Origin of the sequence: Paenibacillus aceris, from assembly GCF_017874035.1 — a bacterium.
GTDB classification, from domain to species: Bacteria; Bacillota; Bacilli; order Paenibacillales; family NBRC-103111; genus Paenibacillus_E; species Paenibacillus_E aceris.
The window spans coordinates 1-19,275 of sequence record NZ_JAGGKV010000043.1 but is presented as its reverse complement, the minus strand read 5'-3'; the positions used below and the strand labels follow the sequence as shown (position 1 = coordinate 19,275).

Here is a 19,275-nt window from a genome sequence, read left to right as displayed (position 1 = left end):
CGTTGTTACGTTGTCTCATTCCGCTCGCCTCCCTTTATATGAATAGTACCTTATTTCCCATGGTACTCTCCAATTTAATTAGGGGGCTTAATAGAGAGGGGGAACTAGGGTCCACTATTTCGCCATTTTGACACATATTTGGACGATGATGGTTGAATAAGAGCCTGTAGTTCCCCTCCAACCCTCGAAATTCGGCTATTTGCTCAAATAAGGGAATGTTGTTCCGCTCATTCATAGGTTTACATTATTCTTGAAACCTGATTTGCATCAAAGAGATGGGCCGTTTCCGTGCATTCATCAAGAGGGCATACGGGAATAGAGGAAGGGGTGTGAATTTTTAGTAAGTATCTATCATTATGCAGGAGTCGAGCAGACGTAATGGGAGTTTGCGAGGTCTCGCTCCTCGCTACTCATCTCTCTCCTGAAATCTGCCCTATATGTACATACAAGTTAAACGAGTGGTATAATACGTTCAGAATCAAACGCCTGAGGTGAAACAGAAACATGAAAGAAAAGCAAATGCCGAAATATATGCAGCTTAAACAGGAAATTTTATCGTGGCTTCACACCGGTAAGCTGAAACCAAATGATCAGATGCCTTCGGAAAATGAAATTGCCGAGCAATTCCAGATGAGCCGTCAGACGGTTCGCCAGACGTTTGGCGGGCTAGAACAAGAGGGCTGGCTATACCGGATGCAAGGGAAAGGAACTTTCGTATCCACGCCACAAACGCAGAAAGGCCGAGATGTGCAGACGATTGGCATCTTGACTACCTATATTTCTGATTATATATTTCCGCATATCGTAAGAGGGGCGGAATCCGCCTTGCGTGTGAGAGGCTACAGGCTTGTCTTGTCATCAACGGATAACGATAAGGACAAGGAAAAGGAAAGTCTGAATATGATGTTGAGTCAGCCCTTAAGCGGGCTAATTATAGAGCCTACGAAAAGCGCGGAAGGCAATCCGAATATCAACTATTATCTTTCACTCGATTACCAGCATATTCCTTATTTGATGATCAATGAACGCTACCCTGAGATGAACTGCCCTTCCTTGGTAGTGGATGATGAAGAGGGCGGGTTCAAGGCGGCTCAGCATCTGATCGAGCTGGGGCACCGCAGGATTGCCGGCTTTTTCAAGACGGATGATTTGCAGGGGATTAATCGCCTGAAAGGATTTATTCGCGCGCACCATCACTACCAAATTCCATTATTGCCGGAGCTCGTCATCCACTATACGACAGAGGAAAAAAGACAGAAACCTTACGAGAGTGCGCTGGCGCTGCTCGCTGGTGAGGAGGATGCGCGTCCTACGGCTTTCGTTTGTTATAACGATGAGCTTGCAGTGCATTTACTTGAAGCTGTACGTACATTAGGTCTTCAAGTTCCTCAGGATGTCTCTTTAGTAGGATTCGACGACTCCACTTTAGCGCTGGCTACTGAGGTGAAACTGACGACGCTCTCCCATCCCAAAACCGAATTAGGTTCAGATGCTGCAGAACTTTTGATTGATATAATCGAAAACAAGCGAGTAACTGGCAGAGAGACCGGGAAAATTTACAAACCTGAATTAATTGTGAGGGAGTCAACGATCCGCATCTAGTGGACAAAAATTAAATTCGGTTAACTTGTACGTACAAGAAGTACGCGGTTGGCGTCACTATAGAAAGGAACCCGGCCACGCCGTTCAAGGTGCAGTGGTAAAAAGAAGTCACTTTTGTCGATGTCAGGGCGATTTTCATCCATTGACTTCCCTGTTTCTCATGCTTTAAAGTAAATTCATATGAGCCTGTCCAAATTATGGGCATTGCATTAGGAGGAGAACACAAGATGACAACCAAAGCCTATGAAGGAACGTTCCAAGGGGAGAAAGCCGTTTGGCTGCAAGCAGGCCGTTATGAGGCAGCTGTATTGCCGGAAATTGGCGCGAACCTAATTGCTTTTAGAGACAATGAAAAGGAATACCGCTTTCTGCGTGAGCCGTCCCTCGATGAAATGGAAGCGTTTAAAGCACGTCCAATCATACATGGTATTCCTGTATTGTTCCCGCCTAACCGATACGAAGACGGGAAGTTCCCTTGGAAGGGCAAGGTTTTTCAATTCCCAATAAACGAGCCGAAAATAGGCAATCATCTGCACGGGTTTGTGCACGATATTCCGTGGGAAGTTGAGAAATTTGGCGCAGATGAAAGCGAGAGCCGTGTCACTTTAGCGCTTCGGGTAAGAGAAGGACATTCGGTTTATACATACTTACCGTTCGAGTTCACAATTCGCCTGACTTATGCGTTGAACGAATTTGGTTTACACCAGCATATTTCTGTCCATAATGAAGGCCGAGAGGCGATGCCTTGCCTAATTGCCTACCATACGACGATCAATGCGCCATTTGCGCCGAATTCGCAGGCGTCGGATTACAGCTTCAAGATGACAATCGGCGATCGCTGGGCAATGAGTGAAAGAATGCTGCCGACTGGCGAGTACCAGCCGTTATCGGATGAAGAAGCAAAAATGAAAACAGGCGGCTTATCGCCATTCTTCGAATCAATGGACAACCATTACACGACGGCACCGCAAAATGGACGCAATTACATGGAGTTGACAGACTCCCGTGCAGGCGTCAAACTGGTGTATGATGTCGGGACATCTTATAAGCAGTGGATGATCTGGAATAATGGCGCGACGGAAGGGTTTTTCTGTCCAGAACCGCAAATGAATTTGGTCAATGCTCCGAATGCAGATTTACCGGCTGACCAAATCGGTCTTGTGAGCTTGGAGCCTGGCGAAGTATGGGGAGAATCCGCTCGTCTATATACGATTGAATTTAAGAAGTAAGGCATAAGTAGTCCCCTTTGTCGCTGGAGAGAGAATCCGACGTGATGCTCTGAAAGCGGCGAAGGGGTATTTTTATCGAAAGAGAGCTAAGGTGAACGATATGGATAATGATCAATTGATCGCTGAGAATGAGAGATTGAAGCTTGAAAACGAAAGGCTAAAGCAAGAAATAGCCAAGCTTCGTGGCGTGAAACGGCCGTCTGCCGGCTCGATGGAGAGCATGTCCACGAAACTGAAGGAAGCGCTTAGAGAATAGTGGATCCGCGCAGTTCGACAAACGGTGCCGCATTCGTTATAATGAGTACTGGAAAAAGGAGGGAAACGCATATGAACGAAACATTACCGCCAAAAACTTGCTCGATCGACCGTCTTGTGACCAAAGAAGCTGAAGTCAGCAAAGTACTTGCAGGACAAAAAACAGCTTGCAGACGCAACGGACGCTATGCAGATATCGGTGAAACGATGGATCTGCAGGGCAGTACATTTACCGTAACGAAGGTTTACCAGCAAGCACTTGGGGATCTGACGGTAGAAGATGCAAAAGCCGAAGGGCATGCAACCATTGACGAATATCGAGACAGTATTTTATCCATGCATCCAGGTATGCCTTGGCTGCCGCAAATGAAAGTATGGGTACACGAGTTTCAAAAAGCTGAATAAGAGAACAATTCAAAACAGTGTGGATCATGAGATCCGCACTGTTTTGTTGAATTTTTTACAGAATGGATGATGGAGTTGTCCTGGTACATATTGCTTTTATATATCCATATTTTTAGTGTTGTACTTAGTATTGGGCCTTATTTTGTGTTATTTCCGTTATTAGCTAAAATAAGAATCGCGCCTTTTGAGCTCCTGCCAGAGTACTTGGAGCCGTTTCGAATTACCGTACGGCTGACGAAGCATGCCGGTCACGTACTGGTAGCAACGGGGATTTTGCTTACTTGGCTAACCGCATGGACGTGGAAAACATCATGGATCGTTTTCACAGTGCTTATTATGGTGGCCTCTTTATACTTTATCGCGCGTGCATTTTCACCGCTTCTGCGGAAGCTTCGTGCGCCGCATGACGACCGGGATGTATTGGTGAACAAATTGAGAAGCGCGTTAATCTGGTATGTGATCATTACGCTGACAATGATGTGGTTCATGGTGGCCAAACCTTCTTTCTGGTAAAAGGTTAAGCTTCCGGTTTGCGCGCATACATGACGACGAAATTATAATATTTGTAAACACAATCCGCATCTGCGAATCCACAGTCTTTCAGCCAAGTCAGCTGCTGGTCGAGAGGAGCCATTTTGTCCAGCTTGGTTCTTTCATAAGCAGCTTGAAGCGCTTCAGGGGTTAAGTCGGTGGCTTCAATTTTCGCTTCCCAATCCGAGCGGTACAAGTGATCGAGGAAGGAACTCGCGCCTTGGACTTGATCCGCATTTACGAAAATGCCGCCTGGCTTAAGCAGTTTATAAATCCGTTCGTATAGGTCTTGTTTAGCTTGATCCTCCAGATGGTGAATAGACAGAGCTGAAACCACACAATCAAACGGTTCAACCGACTCAAATGCCGTATAATCCCCTGCTTGAATGGTCAAGTTGGGGTTATGCTCTCCGAAACGAAGCTTAGCGATGTCGAGCATTCCTTGGGAAAGATCGATCAGCGTTAACTGGGCGCTCGGGTATTTGCTGTAGATGAAAGAGGAGAGAAGCCCAGTTCCTGCTCCAAGGTCAAGAATACGAGGAGAAACAGCTTTAACCTGAACAAGTGAAGAGGCTGTATGGTAAAAATCGTCAAAGCAAGGAATAAGCTTTCTTCGCTGACTGTCGTATTTCTCAGCAATTTCATCGAATTTCGTCGTGATTTGCTCGTTGGTTATTTCATTCATGGTGGATCCACTTCCTTTCGTTGGTTGGCGGCTCTTGATTCTTGGGATTATTTTATAGGGAAAAGCAGGAAAAATCTAAGATATAAATCCGATTAACTTTATAGTTTGAAACTATAAATGGGGCGAGACCTATTGAAAGGTCAGATTGTATTACGATTTGTTCCGGCGAAAAAGTTGGTTAAGCACTTCGGAGAAGACAAGTCCGATCGCGATTGCGCCCGATAGCATAAAGGATTTTGCAGCCAACTGTACGGCAAGATCATAATGATTGAGGACAACATTTTTCATTGCATCATACGCTAATCCGCCTGGCACTAGGGGGATGATTCCCGCGACGCTGAAAACGATAACCGGAGTTTTATATATTCTTGCGAAAAATTGACTTATAACGGTAACGAAGAAAGAGGCAATGAGTGTTGCCAGTATTGGATCTAATGGAATCAATTGGGAGGAGGTGTAGAGCATCCATCCGATCATTCCAACGAAACCGCATTGAATGATTGTGCTTCTCGGCACATTGAACAAAATAGCAAACGCTGCTGTAGAGATGAAGCTTGTGACAAGTTGTTCAAGCATATTCATACCATGCCCTCCCCATTGTAAAAGGATAGGACAAAGGCGATGCCAGCCCCGATGGCAAAAGCCGTTAGAAAAGCTTCAGCCCCTTTAGAGACCCCTGAAACAAAGTGTCCGGCCATTAAATCCCTAACCGCGTTCGTAATGAGAAGACCCGGAACTAGAGGCATCACCGAGCCGATAATGATAGTGTCAAGATCATGCCCAAACCCCACATGAACGAACAAAAATGCCAAGATTCCAATGAATAATGAAGCCAGAAATTCAGCAAAGAATTTGATCGGAACTAGACGATGAAAGTAACCGAGAAAGGCTAACCCTGCCCCTCCGGAAAAAAAAGCCGGGAGGAAATCACGCCACATGCCTTGGAACATAATTAAAAAACAACCGCTTGCAAGTGCGGCGGAAAGTATCTTTATCCACGTAGGGAAGCTTGTATTAGCTGCATCGATCTCTGTAAGTAGGCGATAAGCTTCTCGAGGCGTCAATTCACCTTTGCTGATGCGTCTTGAAATGGCATTCACGACGGTTACTTTATGTAAATCCGTTGATCTCGCGGATATCCGAATCAATCTAGTCGTCTGCTCAGGCCCGTCGATTGAGAAAATAATGCCGGTTGGTGTTACGAAACTATGCGAATTAGGCACACCGAAGCCCTGTGCAACGTGAGTCATCGTATCTTCAACACGATACGTTTCTCCACCGTTTTCGAGCATGATTTTACCGGCCAGTAAACAAACTTGAGCGATTTCATAATTGGTAGGCGGGAGATGTTCCATAATCGATTGTCTCCTGTATAAGTATTTGACCAAAGTATAATACATTTTGGAAGTAAATCCTAAGATGAGCCTAACTCAAGGTGAGCATTTCGTAAAGCATACAAAAAAGATGAATTCACAAAAACTCAGGTTGTAGTTACAATTATGAAATACTTACTATCATCGTATGACATGTAAGATTCGGTGTATTAGGTAAATCGCCCTAGTAAATCCCATTTGAGGAGGGTGTCTGATGAACAAAGGCTATTATTTAACTGATTTAGACGGGACTTTACTTCGGTCGAATGCCACCGTATCCGAGTATACAGCCGATATAATCCAACAAGCTTTAGAGACCGGAACGGCTATCAGCTATGCGACTGCAAGGAGCTATCAAAGCTCAAGTGCTGTAGTTTCGCATATTCCATGGCGTTATCCGATCGTACTTTATAATGGGGCATTATTGTTTGATCCCGTTCATAAACGTGTGTTGGACGGTAATTTCCTTGACAGGGAAAGAACGGAAGCTATTTTAACAATCGGAAAATCGAGGGAATTGGTCCCACTCTTATTCGCATTAGATCACGAAGATCAGGAAAAGGTTTTGCATGAGAAGCTTTTTAGAACAGGGGATGTGCAATTTGCTGCTAGCCGACCAAACGACCCTAGATTCAGCGAAGTGAAGAAACTAAGCTGTCCTCACAACTTACGAACTCTGCTTGTCACATATATTGGATTGCTGGAAGAATTGGAACCGCTGAAAAAAGCGGTAGCTTATGTGTTTGGCTCAGAGATACACATCCATATGATGAAAGATAATTATATTGAGAATCATTACTTTCTGGAATTCAGTCATCCGAAGGCAAATAAACAGGAAGGGCTGCTTTTATGGGCTAAACATGTAGGCTGCACGTCTGAAGATATCACAGTTTTTGGCGATAACCTCAATGACGTCGGCATGTTTCTTGCTGCAGGCCGCAAAATTGCCGTGGAAAATGCGCATCCTGAGATTTTGACGATGGCAGATGAAATCATCTTGAGCAACGATCAAGATGGCGTAGCTGCGTATATGGAAGCTCGATTGAAAATTGGTGTATAATGGGAGAAATATGGTTGCGAGGAGAGAGTTTGACTTATGCCCTATAACGATGAGCATATGAGTTATACGAATACGTTTATTCAAGTCGCTGCGGATTGCCCGGTCGAAACAGGAGTCGTTCCCCCGATGAAAAAAGAGGGAAAAACCGCTCACCGGATCCAATTCGAACTGTTATCGCAATATCCCTACAAGTTCACACAGGGCGAGTTGATTTATGAGGTTCATTTGCAGCATAAACAAATCCCGGAAGCGGAACGTGAGCTGCGCGGCAGTGAAATCCGTGAGGAGTTATTCGCCAAAAATCATCCATGCCTGAGAGCCTCTATGCTCCCCAAAAAGCACGGGTGGGGTGTTCACTACAACGAAGAAGGCAAAATAGCGATTTACCCGATGGAATCGGAAGCGTATCAGCAATTTGTCGAAGCAGGCACACATCAGGCAGATGGACCTAAGCTTTTATATGCAATGCGCAGTTCGCGCGGGTGAGCTGCTGAGTGACAGGGAATCCTTCGAATAAGAGGATTCTCTTTTTTACGCCTCGTTGACAAAACAATAAACGAATATATATAATATCTATGTATTAATAAACAATTTTAGGAAGTGTTTGTTTTGGAGGTATCCGATCAGTTCTGGCAGGCATCCATCGATGACTGGAAACGGGGCTACGTACGAGAACATGATGTCTATCGCTGTTTGCTTTGCGGCAAGCAGACGGAAATCGGAATTATTTATCCTGAAGGTGGTGTTCTGTATGAAGCGGAACGCTATTTGAAATGGCATATTCAGCATGCGCACGGCTCGGTATTTCACTATTTAATCGGGTTGGACAAAAAGCTCACCGGTTTGACTGATCATCAAAATAGTCTGATGAAGCTCTTCTATGAGGGCAAAAACGATCGTGAGGTTCAGCAGGAATTAGGAATCGGCAGCGCTTCGACCATTCGGAACCATCGCTTTGGACTGAAAGAGAAAGAACGGCAGGCCAAAGTTTTTCTGACGATGATGGAGCTTTTGAAGGAAAAAGACCAGCATGCGCCGACTTTTGTTGACATCCATAAAACAGCCACAATGGTGGATGAACGATACAATGTAACTCTGGAGGAGTACGAACAGATCGTAAAAAAGTACTTTCCTGAAGGCACCGCCGGGAAGCTCGTCTCCTTTTCACAGCAAGAGAAACATAAGATTGTCGTACTGCGTGAGATTGCCAAACGGTTTGAACAGGATCGCTTATATGGCGAAAAAGAAGTTAATGAGATATTAAAACCCGTGTTTCACGACTATGTGAAAGTTCGCAGATACTTAATTGAATATGGCTTTCTCGATCGCGAACCGGACGGAAGCCAATATTGGTTGAAAGGATGAAATCGACAAGATGACGAAAAAGGAATCAAATCAACGGAGACAAGAATTGCAGCAAATCTATAAAGAAACGAAAAAAGAATCCGGTGTGTTTCAAATCCGAAATACGGTGAATGATAAAAGATGGATTTCGAGTACGAAAAATTTACGCTCTTTGAACGGAAAACGGATGGAGCTTGATATGGGCAAGCATATGAATAATGCCTTGCAGATGGAATTGAACGAATTTGGCAGCAGTGCTTTCGAGGTAGAGGTGTTGGAGGTGCTGGAAGTAAAGGAGACGGGCTACTTCGACGAAGATGATGCCCTAAAGAAGTTGGAAGATAAATGGCTGGAACAGCTGCAACCTTATGATGATCGCGGATATCATAAACGTAAGCCGTGAGAAAATTCCCTATTTCATACTAGAGCTTTTGGTTTAACAGTGGATTTAACCGGATTTTTTAGTATAATCGTAGGTAGAGATTGCAAATTCTCACTACACTATCTTTTAAGGAGTCGTACCATGTCAAAAACACTTATTTTCGGACATAAAAATCCGGATACTGATTCAATCACATCCGCAATTGCTTATGCTGCACTGAAAACGAAGCTTGGCCAAGAAGTTGAAGCTGTTCGTCTCGGCAGCGTGAATGGTGAAACTCAATATGCTTTGGATACCTTTAAAGTTGCGGCGCCTCGTCAAGTTGAGACAGTTGCGAACGAAGCTGCTAATGTGATCTTGGTTGACCACGTTGAACGTCAGCAAAGTGCTACTGATATTGATCAAGTACGTGTAGTGGAAGTTATTGACCATCACCGCATTGCGAACTTCGAGACTAGCCATCCGCTTTACTACCGTGCCGAGCCTGTAGGTTGTACTGCGACTATTTTGAATAAATTGTACAAAGAGAACGGCGTTTCCATTGATAAGGACATTGCAGGTTTGATGCTTTCCGCAATTATTTCTGATTCCTTATTGTTCAAATCTCCAACATGCACAGAGCAAGACGTGGCAGCAGCTCGTGAGCTAGCGGCTATCGCTGGCGTAGACGCTGAAGTATATGGTCTTGAAATGCTGAAAGCCGGTGCTGATCTGAGCGACAAAACGGTCGCGCAACTAATCTCCCTGGATGCAAAAGAGTTTCAAATGGGCAGCTACAAAGCTGAAATCGCACAAGTGAACGCTGTTGATGTAAATGATGTGCTTGCAAAACAAGCGGAAATTGAAGCTGCTTTGAATACGATCATTGCTGAGAAAAACCTGGACCTTTTCCTGTTCGTTGTTACTGACATTCTTAACAATGATTCCGTAGGTCTTGCTCTTGGACGCAAAGCTGAAGCAGTTGAGAAAGCTTACAATGTAACACTTGTAGATAACAAAGCGCTGCTTAAAGGCGTAGTTTCCCGTAAATCTCAAATCGTTCCTGTGCTTACGGACATTTTCAACAATCTGTAAGACAGTAACAGCCCCATAGCAAAACACCGTTCACACAATGGGACGGTGTTTTTTGGTTGTGGAGCAATCTTTTGGTATGATAGAAGGGAGTTTAACGAAAGAGGTGGAGAAAGAGATGAATTCTAACATTCAGCAAGTTAAATATGACAAGGCAACATTTGCCGGAGGATGCTTTTGGTGCATGGTGACGCCGTTCGATCAACTGCCGGGGATTGTGTCCGTCGTATCCGGTTATATTGGCGGCCACACGAGCAATCCGACATACCAGGAAGTATGTTCGGAAACCACAGGCCATGCAGAAGCTGTTCAAATTACATTTGACCCCGAACTATATTCATACCATAAATTGCTGGATACGTATTGGCGCCAAATCGATCCGACAGACGCTGGCGGCCAGTTCCATGACCGCGGCTCATCGTATCGTACGGCTATTTTCGCACATAGTGATGAGCAGATGGCAGAAGCCGAAGCTTCCAAGCAAGAGCTGCAAAACAGCGGGCGCTTTAACGCTCCAATCGTTACGGAAATCGTGCGTATCGATGCGGAAGCCTTCTATCCGGGTGAAGACTATCACCAGGACTATCATCATAAAAATCCGCTGCGCTACAAAGCTTACCGCAAAGGCTCAGGGCGCGATGCTTTTATTGAAAAGCATTGGAACACAGCCAAGGATAAAGAGGAGCGCAAAAAGAAGCTTACGCCACTGCAGTTTGAAGTTACACAAAAAAATGGGACAGAACGGCCGTTTGACAATGAGTTCTGGGACTCCCATGAAAAAGGATTGTACGTGGACATCGTATCCGGTGAGCCGCTATTTACATCCATCGATAAATTCGATTCAGGCTGCGGTTGGCCCAGCTTCACGAAGCCGGTGTTTGAAGGCAGCGTAAAGGAAAAAACCGATACCAGCCATTTCATGGTCAGGACAGAAGTCCGCAGTCATGAAGCGGACTCCCATTTGGGTCACGTTTTTAATGACGGGCCAGGGCCGACAAGACTCAGATACTGCATTAATTCGGCTGCGCTGCGTTTCGTTCCATTAGCTGATATGGAGAAAGAAGGCTATGGGGCTTATCTTCGTTTCTTTGACGGGAAGTAACGAACTTTCAGGTAAGTCCTAATCGCTTGCGCATAGAATGGACCATGGATGAATTAGGCGGGAGGCTTGATGTTCATGGTGAAGTCGCCGGATGTTGAGGATTTGCCCTATGTCTTACGTTTCATCCTGCTCCAGGAGTTTCATCTCAAAGGAATGTAGAAGTGTGAGGTGAAACAGGGGCATTTGAATTGGAGACGATGATGGACTCTTTCAATTTTTTCACGATGAACGGCCGCTGCTTTCCGCACACGACGCCACTTCCCGTTCAGTTGGGAGAAGAAATGCGTGTCCGCTTTGCCAATATTGGAATGAATGCACATCCGATCCATTTCCACGGGCACCAATTCTGGATCGCCGCAGCAGACGGTAACACAATTCCAGCTTATAATCGTGAGCTGCGCAATACGGTGTTGGTGGCGAGCGGAATGACGGTGGATATCGAGTTTGAGGCCAACAATCCAGGCATTTGGCCACTCCATTGTCATATGCCGCACCATTCATCTAACAACATGACAAAGTCAACGGGCGGGATGTTTACTACCGTTACCTACGTGTAACAAAAAAAAGACGCTAGACAGGCTGATTTTCCTGACTAGCGTCTTTTTGTTTTGGTTTTGGGGAAAGCTGCGCCTAGGGCTCAGTGAGTTCACTTTTCGTACCAAGGATTTAAGTGAATAAGCACTTCATCCACATCAGCATGCTGTTCCATAATGGATTTCTTGATCACGCGAGTGATGTCGTGGCCTTCTTGAACCGTAAGCTCACCGGGAATAGATATTCGAGCATCGATCAGAATGTAATGACCATGTTCGCGTGCGCGGATGCGGTCAATTCGTTTTACTTGGGGAACAGCCTCGATAAGAAGAATGAATTGGTGCAGCTTCTCTTGGTCTACCGTTTTTTCCATCAAAATATCGAAAGATTCCTTGCCCATTTCCACGGCTATTCTTAAAACGAGTAAGGATACAACAATTCCGGCGGCAGCATCGCCAAAGGATAACCAGTGGATGTCGTAGGCTCTTCCAACAAAGGCTAAGCCGATACCAACGACGGCTGCCAGTGACGCATAGACATCCGCTAAGTGATCTTTAGCAGTCGCAATCAAACTCTTGCTGTTGGTTCGAATGCCGATGCGCATCGTGTAGACGTAAAGCACATATTTCCAAAGCATTGAAATGAGAGCAGCAGCAAAAGCGATCCAGCTTGGCGTCTGAGGCTCATGGAATAAGGCGACAGTAGCATGATAACCAATATAAAGTGCCGCGATCAGCAGAACAAAAGCGACAAAACCGGATCCGAGCACCTCAGCTTTGCCATGACCGTAAGGATGGTCCTCATCGGCCGGAAGTTTGGATATTCGCATTGCGCTAAGAGCTGCAATAGTAGCGATAATATCGCCGGCATTATGGAGTCCATCGGCTAATAAAACTTCACTTTGGAACCATAGTCCGATAATAATTTTCATTATGGTAAGAAAAATGTTGCTGATCAGCGACAGCCATATCGCCAGTACGGATGATTTGTTGTCTACAGTCATTAATGATGACCTCCTACAGAAGTGTTTCCCGAAGGAAAAAAAATCCCTTGACCTAAGGCGAGCTTAGATCAAGGGATTTTTTTGCTTTATATATTGAAATCTAGTAATTAATAAGAGATTCATAATCAACACTTCACTTTGCACAAATATCTTTGTATAATACCACACATAGCTGAAATTAACAAACCACAAGTCCGAGGTCCGACGGTTCACGCACGTTCATTGTGGGGGAAGGAAGTTTAGAGAATCAATGCTAAAGCCATGGTTGCTTGAGATTGAACATCAATTATTACCTCAATTAGAGTTATACAGTGAACAACCGTACGAGCCGATCGTAGTCCATTATATTCCAAAGCCATGGAAATTGCTTGGTTCAGGTAACTATGCCGCGGTACTTATGCACCCGGATTACGCGGATCTCGTCGTCAAAGTGTATGCCCCAGGCCGACCGGGAATCGAGGAAGAAACGGAAGTATACCGCCGATTAGGCAAGCATCCCGCATATTCCGAATGCCTGTATGCAGGCGATAATTACTTAGTATTGCGCCGATTAACGGGCGTTACCTTATACAAATGCTTGCAACGCGGACTTCCAATTCCACGTCAAGTGATCAAGGATATAGATGAAGCGCTCGCTTATGCCACCAGCAGAGGTCTAAATCCACATGATGTGCATGGAAAGAATGTGATGATGAAGGACGGCAGAGGGTTGGTTGTCGACGTTTCCGATTTTTTGAAGCATGAATATTGTCCCATGTGGGACGATTTGAAAAATGCTTACGACCGTTTCTATTTCACATGGGTACGCAAAGTGCCAATCCCCAATTTTGCTTTGAATGTCGTGCGAAGAAGCTATCGGAAATGGAAGAAATTTCGACGAACTCGTGGTACAATTTAAATTGAAATGATGAGTTTCCTAAATTCTAAACATAAGGAAGGCGCGTCTATGAGAGTACATGAATTCGAAATTCGTGCTGATTTGCAGCGGAGTGATTTAACGGCTATTTCAGCTAAGTCTTCTCATTTTGTTTCGGACATTACGATTGATTTTGAGTATGACCATTTTAAGCACTGTGTTGATGTGAAAAGTTTGCTTGGGATGCTGCTAGTGCCGATTAGAGCGGGGACAACGCTGAGATTGCTGACAAAGGGCAAGGATGAGGAAGAAGCGATGCATTTTATGTTCGATTTATTTGAATCTTATCGTTAGAAACGAATAGATAATAGAAAAGACGTACACCTTGACCTCGAAAGGTTCTGTATTCGATGGTGCGGGATCTAACGTCTTTTTTTTTGCAGCGGTGGAAAGAGCTTGAGCCCATAAATCTAGAGGAGTGTGTGCACATGACAACTAAGTATCAAATTGTAGTTACAGGCTGCGGAAGCATGGCTAATGTCTGGGTTGAGTATTTATTAAAACGTGAGGATTGCACGATCGCTGCCCTCGTTGACATTAAAAAGGAATACGCGCAGGCTATGGCAGAACGCCATCAACTTGCATGCGGCATTTACACCGATGTGGAGCAGGCCATTAAAGAAAGCGGTGCCAATCTGGTGATGGATATCACGATTCCGGCCAGTCATTTCCAGGTTGCTACAGCGGCGCTCCGTCACGGTTGCAGTGTCTTCGGCGAAAAGCCCATGGCCGCTACGATGGCAGAAGCGAGGGAGCTCGTGCAGCTGGCGGAACGGACGGGAGGCTCGCTCTCCGTTATGCAGAACCGCCGCTATGACGCGAACATTCGCGCCTTGCGGGAACTGATTCACGCAGGCACGATCGGCCGCGTGGGCTATGTGGGGGCCGATTTCTTCCTCGGCCCGCACTTCGGCGGCTTTCGCGATGCGATGGAAAGCCCGCTAATCCTGGACATGGCGATCCATACGTTCGATCAGGCTCGTCTGATTACGGGGGCAGACCCCGTGTCGGTGTACTGCCAGGAATTCAACCCGCCCGGCTCGTGGTATGCCGGGAATGCCTCTGCGATCTGCATCTATGAGATGTCAGACGGCACAGTTTTTTGTTACCGCGGCTCCTGGTGCGCGGAGGGTGCGCCGACCTCTTGGGAGGCGTCATGGCGCGTGACGGGCGAGTCCGGCACTGCGATTTGGGACGGCGAGGGAGCGCCGTACGCCGAGATCGTCGAAGGCGGCGACCAGGCCGGCAAGTTCCTCCGCGCTCATACGCGTGTTGACGCGGATGTGAATTGGCCAGGCCAAAGGGGCCATGCGGGCTGTTTGGACGAGATGTTCGCGGCGCTGCAGCAAGGCCGTCCTGCGGAGACGGACTGCCGCGACAACATTAAGAGCATGGCGATGGTGCTTGGCGCCATTGACAGTGCGAAGAGCGGCCAGAAGGTCGACCTGCGGAGCTATTGGAGCTGAAGAACGCAGACATCAACGCAAAAAAACGGAGCTAAGCACATTCAAGCCGCTTAGCTCCGTTTCTATTTGAATAATCGCATTTGCTATCGATTGGATCTGTCCCGCACCGCTTTAATTGCTGCTAATTAGACAGTTTTGTTTAGTGAATGTCCTTTTTCTTGAAGCGTCCGCCTTTGACATCGTGGATATTCCCGATGGCGAGAAAGGCTTTAGGATCAAGTTCGTCGACGATGGACTTTAATTTGGCTTCCTCCAGCCGGGTTATGACACTGAAGATGACCTTCTTGTCATCTCCGGTAAACGCGCCTTCCCCGTTCAGGTAGGTGACTCCGCGGCCTAACCGTGAGGTGATAGAATCCCCTATTTTGCTGTATTCATCGCTAATAATCCAAACCGATTTGGATTGATCCAGACCTTCGATGGTGATATCAATCATTTTGAAAGCAATGTAATATGCAATCAGCGAGTACATCGCATGATCCCATCCGAAAACAAATCCTGCGGAGCCGAGAATGAAGAAGTTGATAAACATGACTATTTCGCCAACGGAGAATGGCGATTTTTTGCTAAACAGGATTGCGACGATTTCAGTCCCATCCAGCGAGCCGCCGGAGCGGATGACCAATCCGACGCCGATGCCCAGTATGATACCGCCGAAAACTGCGGCTAACAAGGGATCAATTGTGAATGCTTGCACCGGATGAAGCATGGTTGTTCCTATGGACATAAGAATAACAGAAAATAGCGTCGACAGGGCAAAGGTTTTACCGATTTGTTTATAACCGATCAGTAAAAATGGCAAATTTAACAAAACAAGAAAAATACCTAAAGGGAAATGGCTCAAGTGCGACAAGATGATTGAAATACCAACGATACCGCCATCAATAATGTTGTTCGGAACAAGAAAAATTTCTAATGCAACGGATACTAAGGCAGAACCGATAATCATAAACATGATTCTGCGTAAAAACTTGAGGCGGGTTAACTTTTGATGCTTGGAGATTGCTTGTTCAGCTCCATTTGACAGGTTAGACATGTAGGTTCCTCTTTTCCTTAATTCATTTCTATAAACGTTTAAGAAATAGAATGAATTAGGCCCGTATACCCCGAGATGAATTTAAGGAAAGAGAGCAGAATTGCTTTTAATCTTAGCCAAATTTTCTTTAAAATATAAACAATAAAAATAACAAAAACGGTAATTTCATACTGAGTGTAAGCATCATAAGGCCATTGAAGTTTATTGATGTGCGTATAGATTGTTTTTTTCGTAGGAGAATGTTCCTGTATGGAAAGAACTTGCGTTGTATTGGCAAGAACCAATATTTCGCTATCGGAAGTAAAATGATGCGAAATTGGCGGTGTCAAAGGAAAAATGAATAATCCGAGAATGATCCAGACCAATATTTTCCATTGGTGCCGTCGTGTAAATCGATGCAAGGGTCATCCCCTCCTTGGATAGCGTGAAACCAAATTTGTTTGAATTGTAGCACTTCATCTTAATGGAGTCAAACCGCTTGGTTGATTGTTTTTTTATTTTCTAATGATAGTGAGCGTGCTAAAATGGGAAGAGGGACAAAAACCGACAAAGCTACGCGGCGGATCGGCAAAGTTCCATAATTTGTAAGCGTATACACAATGTTGATTGAACAAATAAAACAGGAAGAATTAACGTTTAAATCAAGTCTAAACATCATTTTATGGAAAGGAAAATGATTGGGTTATCGCCAATTACTAACGTATTGCGAGTATTACCGTAACGAACTAGCATGATGGGATCTTCATGGGGGGAAGTTGTTTGATGAAAAATAACCTGCAGAAAAATGGCTGGCTGCGATATGGAATTGCCGGATTGGTGTCCTGCGGTTTATTTCTCGGTCTTTATCATATGATGACCGTAGAAGGGGCAGATAATAATCCGCGATTTATGATGTTTCGTTTGGAAGACATCGGACCAGGCGGTTATTATAGCTCCCTAGAGGGTCTTGGCAAGCTAAGGGCTGTTCTAACGTTTTTAGATGAACAGCAGGTGCATTTTAGTATGGCTGTCGTTCCGCGCTGGATCAATATTACGGCGGAAGGCGCCCGTTACGATAAATCCATCGATCAGTTGGACGATTCTTATATTCAGGCGTTTAACAAGGTAATTAAAGATGCGTCCGAACATCGTGCAACAATCGGCATGCACGGCTATACTCATCAAGCAGGAGAGGTGCACCGCGAAGATGGCCACCAAGCATCCGGAATTGGCAATGAGTTTAACGTCAGCGATTTGCCGGAAACGTCTACCACAGCTTTTGCGGAGAGTCGGGTAAAAGAAGGTTTGGCGCGATTCCGCAAAGCCGGCATCACGCCTCATTTCTGGGAAGCGCCGCACTATCATACTGCTCCGGAGCAGGATAAGGTGTTTCGGTCTTATTTTGGGCTCCAGTATCAACCGGATGTTACGATTGATCCGAACCCGCCGGTGGCGAGATATGAAAATATAGTTAACAAAGGCTATGGGAACTCCTCACTAGGGAGTGTGTATGTGCCGACAACACTTTCCTATATTCCAAATGGTAAGGATGAAAAATTTATTCTGAATCAATTGTCGGTAGCAGGGCGCATTTATTCTTTTTTCTACCATCCTTATTTGGAATTCAGTCATTTGGAGCCAACGCTTGATGAATATGGTGTCCCGGTCATCCAGGACGGAATCCCCTCCTACCACTATGAAGGCGACAATAAAAGTGTGCTTCAAAGGCTCATCACGCAAATTCATGGGAAGGGGTATCCCTTTTATTCCATTCATGATTATGTGCCATTCACGCCTGCAGAACGTGTGAAGGTTGGAATCTCGAAAACGACGCAAGTGCAAATTGGCACTGTCAGCGGCAGAGACCAAATGGACATTGTTACTTGGGATAAGCAAGCGGGCGCGGTATCGGTTGTCGAAGGACAGTTCAAGGAGCTGCGGAATGACCGTCAGCCAGCCTCACGGCCATGGGCAGCGATTCCTTATTCCGATGGTTCTGCCTTTAGTTTGAACAGCAGGATCGATGATAAGAAAAAGGGCCTTTGGATTGTGCGGCCAACGGGAAAACTTGAAGCATACGCATCGACAGGCAGCTCTTTCAAGCGAAGCCAGGAATGGCCAATTCCAGCCAATCGGTGGTATGACTTATATGAACTTAGACAGCCAAATGGTGACTGTATTCTTGCTGGCCAGTCTCAGGATCGAAGCAAACTTCTAGGTATTTATTTGCACAAAGGCGAAGTTAAAATCATTAAGCCTTATATATTTAAATCAAACTCATCCCGGGATCTGATTGTACGAAATGTACTTCGTGACCAGCAAAAGTTGATGTTATTTAAAGAAAATACGTCGCAAGGTGTGGAATTTGAGCTTGATCAGGCAACGATGCAGTGGAAGCTGGGAAAAGTAGAACTAGACATTCCAGATGAGCTGGGCAGCATTCGGTTCGGCGATTTTAATGGAGACGGGAAAGAAGATATTCTCCGCTGGGATCCCAAAAATTTAACCAATCGTGTGTATCAACAGACGGAGGATCATACGTATAAGCTGCTTTCCATTTTTGGACCGTGGGGTAAAGCGAACGGCCGGCTGTCTGTCGCGGATTTCGATGGAAACGGGAAAGCGGATATCGCCATGTACCCGAATGATGATGGCTTCTTGGATGTGGCTTTATCGTTTCAGAGCGATCATGTAAAATAAAATAGGTGCAATGGGAGAGAAAATCATGGAGGATCATCATGCGAACACCTATTTTATATGGATCGGTACACATTTTATTTTATCGAAAAGATGAGGTCTTATTGTTAAAACGGCAAAATACCGGATTTCAAGACGGTAATTGGAGCGTCGTTGCTGGACGGATGGATGGCAATGAGGAAGTCGTTGCTGCGGCGATCCGAGAAGCGAAAGAAGAGGCTGGGGTCATCATCGAGCCTGAGCAGATGGAAGTCGTTGGGATGATGCACCGCAAAAATACGACATCCGAGTGGGTTGATTTCTTCCTCATCGCGCACGATTGGGAAGGTGAAATCACGAATATGGAGCCAGAGAAATGCGAGCAATTGAAATGGTTTCATGTGCGTGAGCTCCCGGATAATATGATTAGTTATATTCGAACAGCTGTCGAGCACAAGCACGAGGGACTTTGGTTTGAGAGTGTGGGATGGAAATAAAAAGAGCTGGCGCATGCCTGCTCTTTTTTTTGCGTTGTACGCCCAGCATGGGCATCATCTCTAGGGTGTGAGTCCCGAACGGGGGCTGGCGAGCGCCTACCGTAGCCAAGGGCAAGGGTGTCTGTCGCG

The 19,275-nt window shown here is 45.5% G+C and carries 22 protein-coding genes; 17 read left to right on the top strand and 5 right to left on the bottom strand.

Going from position 1 to position 19,275, the window contains the following annotated elements; translation table 11 throughout:
- The first annotated feature begins 504 nt into the window (after nt 1-504).
- The 5 genes from J2Z65_RS34460 to J2Z65_RS34440 all read left to right on the top strand — a co-directional run bounded on the left by J2Z65_RS34460 (nt 505) and on the right by J2Z65_RS34440 (nt 4,004).
- On the top strand, nt 505-1,602 hold the full coding sequence (locus tag J2Z65_RS34460) for a GntR family transcriptional regulator (RefSeq protein ID WP_167064892.1): 1,098 nt from the start codon (nt 505-507) through the stop codon (nt 1,600-1,602).
- Nucleotides 1,603-1,829: 227 nt separating this feature from the next.
- Complete coding sequence (locus tag J2Z65_RS34455; RefSeq protein WP_167064895.1) at nt 1,830-2,831, top strand: aldose 1-epimerase; 1,002 nt, start codon at nt 1,830-1,832, stop codon at nt 2,829-2,831.
- A 100-nt stretch (nt 2,832-2,931) separates the two neighbouring features.
- The gene (locus J2Z65_RS34450) at nt 2,932-3,087 is read left to right on the top strand and encodes a hypothetical protein (RefSeq protein ID WP_167064898.1); all 156 of its coding nucleotides are present in this window, start codon (nt 2,932-2,934) and stop codon (nt 3,085-3,087) included.
- Between the two features lie 71 nt (nt 3,088-3,158).
- Nucleotides 3,159-3,491: an ASCH domain-containing protein gene (locus J2Z65_RS34445; RefSeq protein ID WP_167064901.1), complete on the top strand. Its 333-nt coding sequence runs from the start codon at nt 3,159-3,161 to the stop codon at nt 3,489-3,491.
- 69 nt (nt 3,492-3,560) lie between these two features.
- Complete coding sequence (locus J2Z65_RS34440) at nt 3,561-4,004, top strand: hypothetical protein (RefSeq protein WP_167064932.1); 444 nt, start codon at nt 3,561-3,563, stop codon at nt 4,002-4,004.
- A gap of 4 nt (nt 4,005-4,008) precedes the next feature.
- Here the strand turns inward: J2Z65_RS34440 and J2Z65_RS34435 are convergent, their stop codons facing one another.
- The 3 genes from J2Z65_RS34435 to J2Z65_RS34425 form a co-directional block, all read right to left on the bottom strand.
- Nucleotides 4,009-4,707, bottom strand: coding sequence for a class I SAM-dependent methyltransferase (locus J2Z65_RS34435; protein WP_167064904.1), 699 nt, complete (start codon nt 4,705-4,707; stop codon nt 4,009-4,011).
- Between the two features lie 150 nt (nt 4,708-4,857).
- Complete coding sequence (locus tag J2Z65_RS34430) at nt 4,858-5,289, bottom strand: threonine/serine exporter family protein (RefSeq protein WP_240159938.1); 432 nt, start codon at nt 5,287-5,289, stop codon at nt 4,858-4,860.
- Nucleotides 5,286-6,062 (bottom strand): threonine/serine exporter family protein, encoded by a 777-nt coding sequence (locus J2Z65_RS34425; protein WP_209856342.1) that lies wholly within the window; start codon nt 6,060-6,062, stop codon nt 5,286-5,288. Before J2Z65_RS34425 ends, J2Z65_RS34430 begins: the two co-directional genes overlap by 4 nt.
- 232 nt (nt 6,063-6,294) lie before the next feature.
- Between J2Z65_RS34425 and J2Z65_RS34420 the strand changes: the two genes are divergently transcribed.
- The 7 genes from J2Z65_RS34420 (at nt 6,295) to J2Z65_RS34390 (ending at nt 11,596) form a co-directional block, all read left to right on the top strand.
- Nucleotides 6,295-7,140, top strand: a complete 846-nt coding sequence (locus tag J2Z65_RS34420; RefSeq protein ID WP_209856340.1) for an HAD-IIB family hydrolase — start codon at nt 6,295-6,297, stop codon at nt 7,138-7,140.
- Between the two features lie 36 nt (nt 7,141-7,176).
- Nucleotides 7,177-7,626 carry a DUF6157 family protein gene (locus tag J2Z65_RS34415; RefSeq protein ID WP_240159939.1) on the top strand — a complete coding sequence of 150 codons (450 nt, stop codon included), beginning with the start codon at nt 7,177-7,179 and terminating at the stop codon, nt 7,624-7,626.
- Nucleotides 7,627-7,749: 123 nt separating this feature from the next.
- Nucleotides 7,750-8,505, top strand: a complete 756-nt coding sequence (locus J2Z65_RS34410; protein WP_167064907.1) for a DUF2087 domain-containing protein — start codon at nt 7,750-7,752, stop codon at nt 8,503-8,505.
- A 10-nt stretch (nt 8,506-8,515) separates the two neighbouring features.
- Complete coding sequence (locus J2Z65_RS34405) at nt 8,516-8,887, top strand: GIY-YIG nuclease family protein (protein ID WP_167064910.1); 372 nt, start codon at nt 8,516-8,518, stop codon at nt 8,885-8,887.
- Nucleotides 8,888-9,007: 120 nt separating this feature from the next.
- Nucleotides 9,008-9,940, top strand: coding sequence for a manganese-dependent inorganic pyrophosphatase (locus J2Z65_RS34400; protein ID WP_167064912.1), 933 nt, complete (start codon nt 9,008-9,010; stop codon nt 9,938-9,940).
- Between the two features lie 115 nt (nt 9,941-10,055).
- Nucleotides 10,056-11,039, top strand: coding sequence for a peptide-methionine (R)-S-oxide reductase MsrB (msrB, locus tag J2Z65_RS34395; protein ID WP_167064914.1), 984 nt, complete (start codon nt 10,056-10,058; stop codon nt 11,037-11,039).
- A gap of 197 nt (nt 11,040-11,236) precedes the next feature.
- The gene (locus J2Z65_RS34390) at nt 11,237-11,596 is read left to right on the top strand and encodes a multicopper oxidase domain-containing protein (protein ID WP_167064941.1); all 360 of its coding nucleotides are present in this window, start codon (nt 11,237-11,239) and stop codon (nt 11,594-11,596) included.
- A gap of 89 nt (nt 11,597-11,685) precedes the next feature.
- Here J2Z65_RS34390 and J2Z65_RS34385 read toward each other — a convergent pair whose 3' ends face one another.
- A complete protein-coding gene (locus J2Z65_RS34385) occupies nt 11,686-12,576 on the bottom strand; it encodes a cation diffusion facilitator family transporter (RefSeq protein WP_167064916.1) in 891 nt (296 codons plus the stop codon).
- Between the two features lie 250 nt (nt 12,577-12,826).
- On the opposite strand from J2Z65_RS34385, the gene J2Z65_RS34380 reads away from it, so the two are divergent.
- The 3 genes from J2Z65_RS34380 (at nt 12,827) to J2Z65_RS34370 (ending at nt 14,958) form a co-directional block, all read left to right on the top strand.
- Nucleotides 12,827-13,474, top strand: coding sequence for a serine/threonine protein kinase (locus J2Z65_RS34380; RefSeq protein WP_167064918.1), 648 nt, complete (start codon nt 12,827-12,829; stop codon nt 13,472-13,474).
- A gap of 48 nt (nt 13,475-13,522) precedes the next feature.
- Complete coding sequence (locus J2Z65_RS34375; protein WP_167064920.1) at nt 13,523-13,786, top strand: HPr family phosphocarrier protein; 264 nt, start codon at nt 13,523-13,525, stop codon at nt 13,784-13,786.
- Between the two features lie 134 nt (nt 13,787-13,920).
- Nucleotides 13,921-14,958, top strand: a complete 1,038-nt coding sequence (locus J2Z65_RS34370) for a Gfo/Idh/MocA family protein (protein WP_167064922.1) — start codon at nt 13,921-13,923, stop codon at nt 14,956-14,958.
- Between the two features lie 139 nt (nt 14,959-15,097).
- Here J2Z65_RS34370 and J2Z65_RS34365 read toward each other — a convergent pair whose 3' ends face one another.
- Nucleotides 15,098-15,994, bottom strand: a complete 897-nt coding sequence (locus J2Z65_RS34365) for a YitT family protein (RefSeq protein ID WP_167064924.1) — start codon at nt 15,992-15,994, stop codon at nt 15,098-15,100.
- Nucleotides 15,995-16,756: 762 nt separating this feature from the next.
- On the opposite strand from J2Z65_RS34365, the gene J2Z65_RS34360 reads away from it, so the two are divergent.
- Both J2Z65_RS34360 and J2Z65_RS34355 read left to right on the top strand, forming a co-directional pair.
- Nucleotides 16,757-18,673, top strand: a complete 1,917-nt coding sequence (locus tag J2Z65_RS34360) for a DUF2334 domain-containing protein (protein ID WP_240159940.1) — start codon at nt 16,757-16,759, stop codon at nt 18,671-18,673.
- 38 nt (nt 18,674-18,711) lie between these two features.
- Nucleotides 18,712-19,146, top strand: a complete 435-nt coding sequence (locus J2Z65_RS34355; protein WP_167064929.1) for an NUDIX hydrolase — start codon at nt 18,712-18,714, stop codon at nt 19,144-19,146.
- The last annotated feature ends 129 nt before the right edge of the window (nt 19,147-19,275 follow it).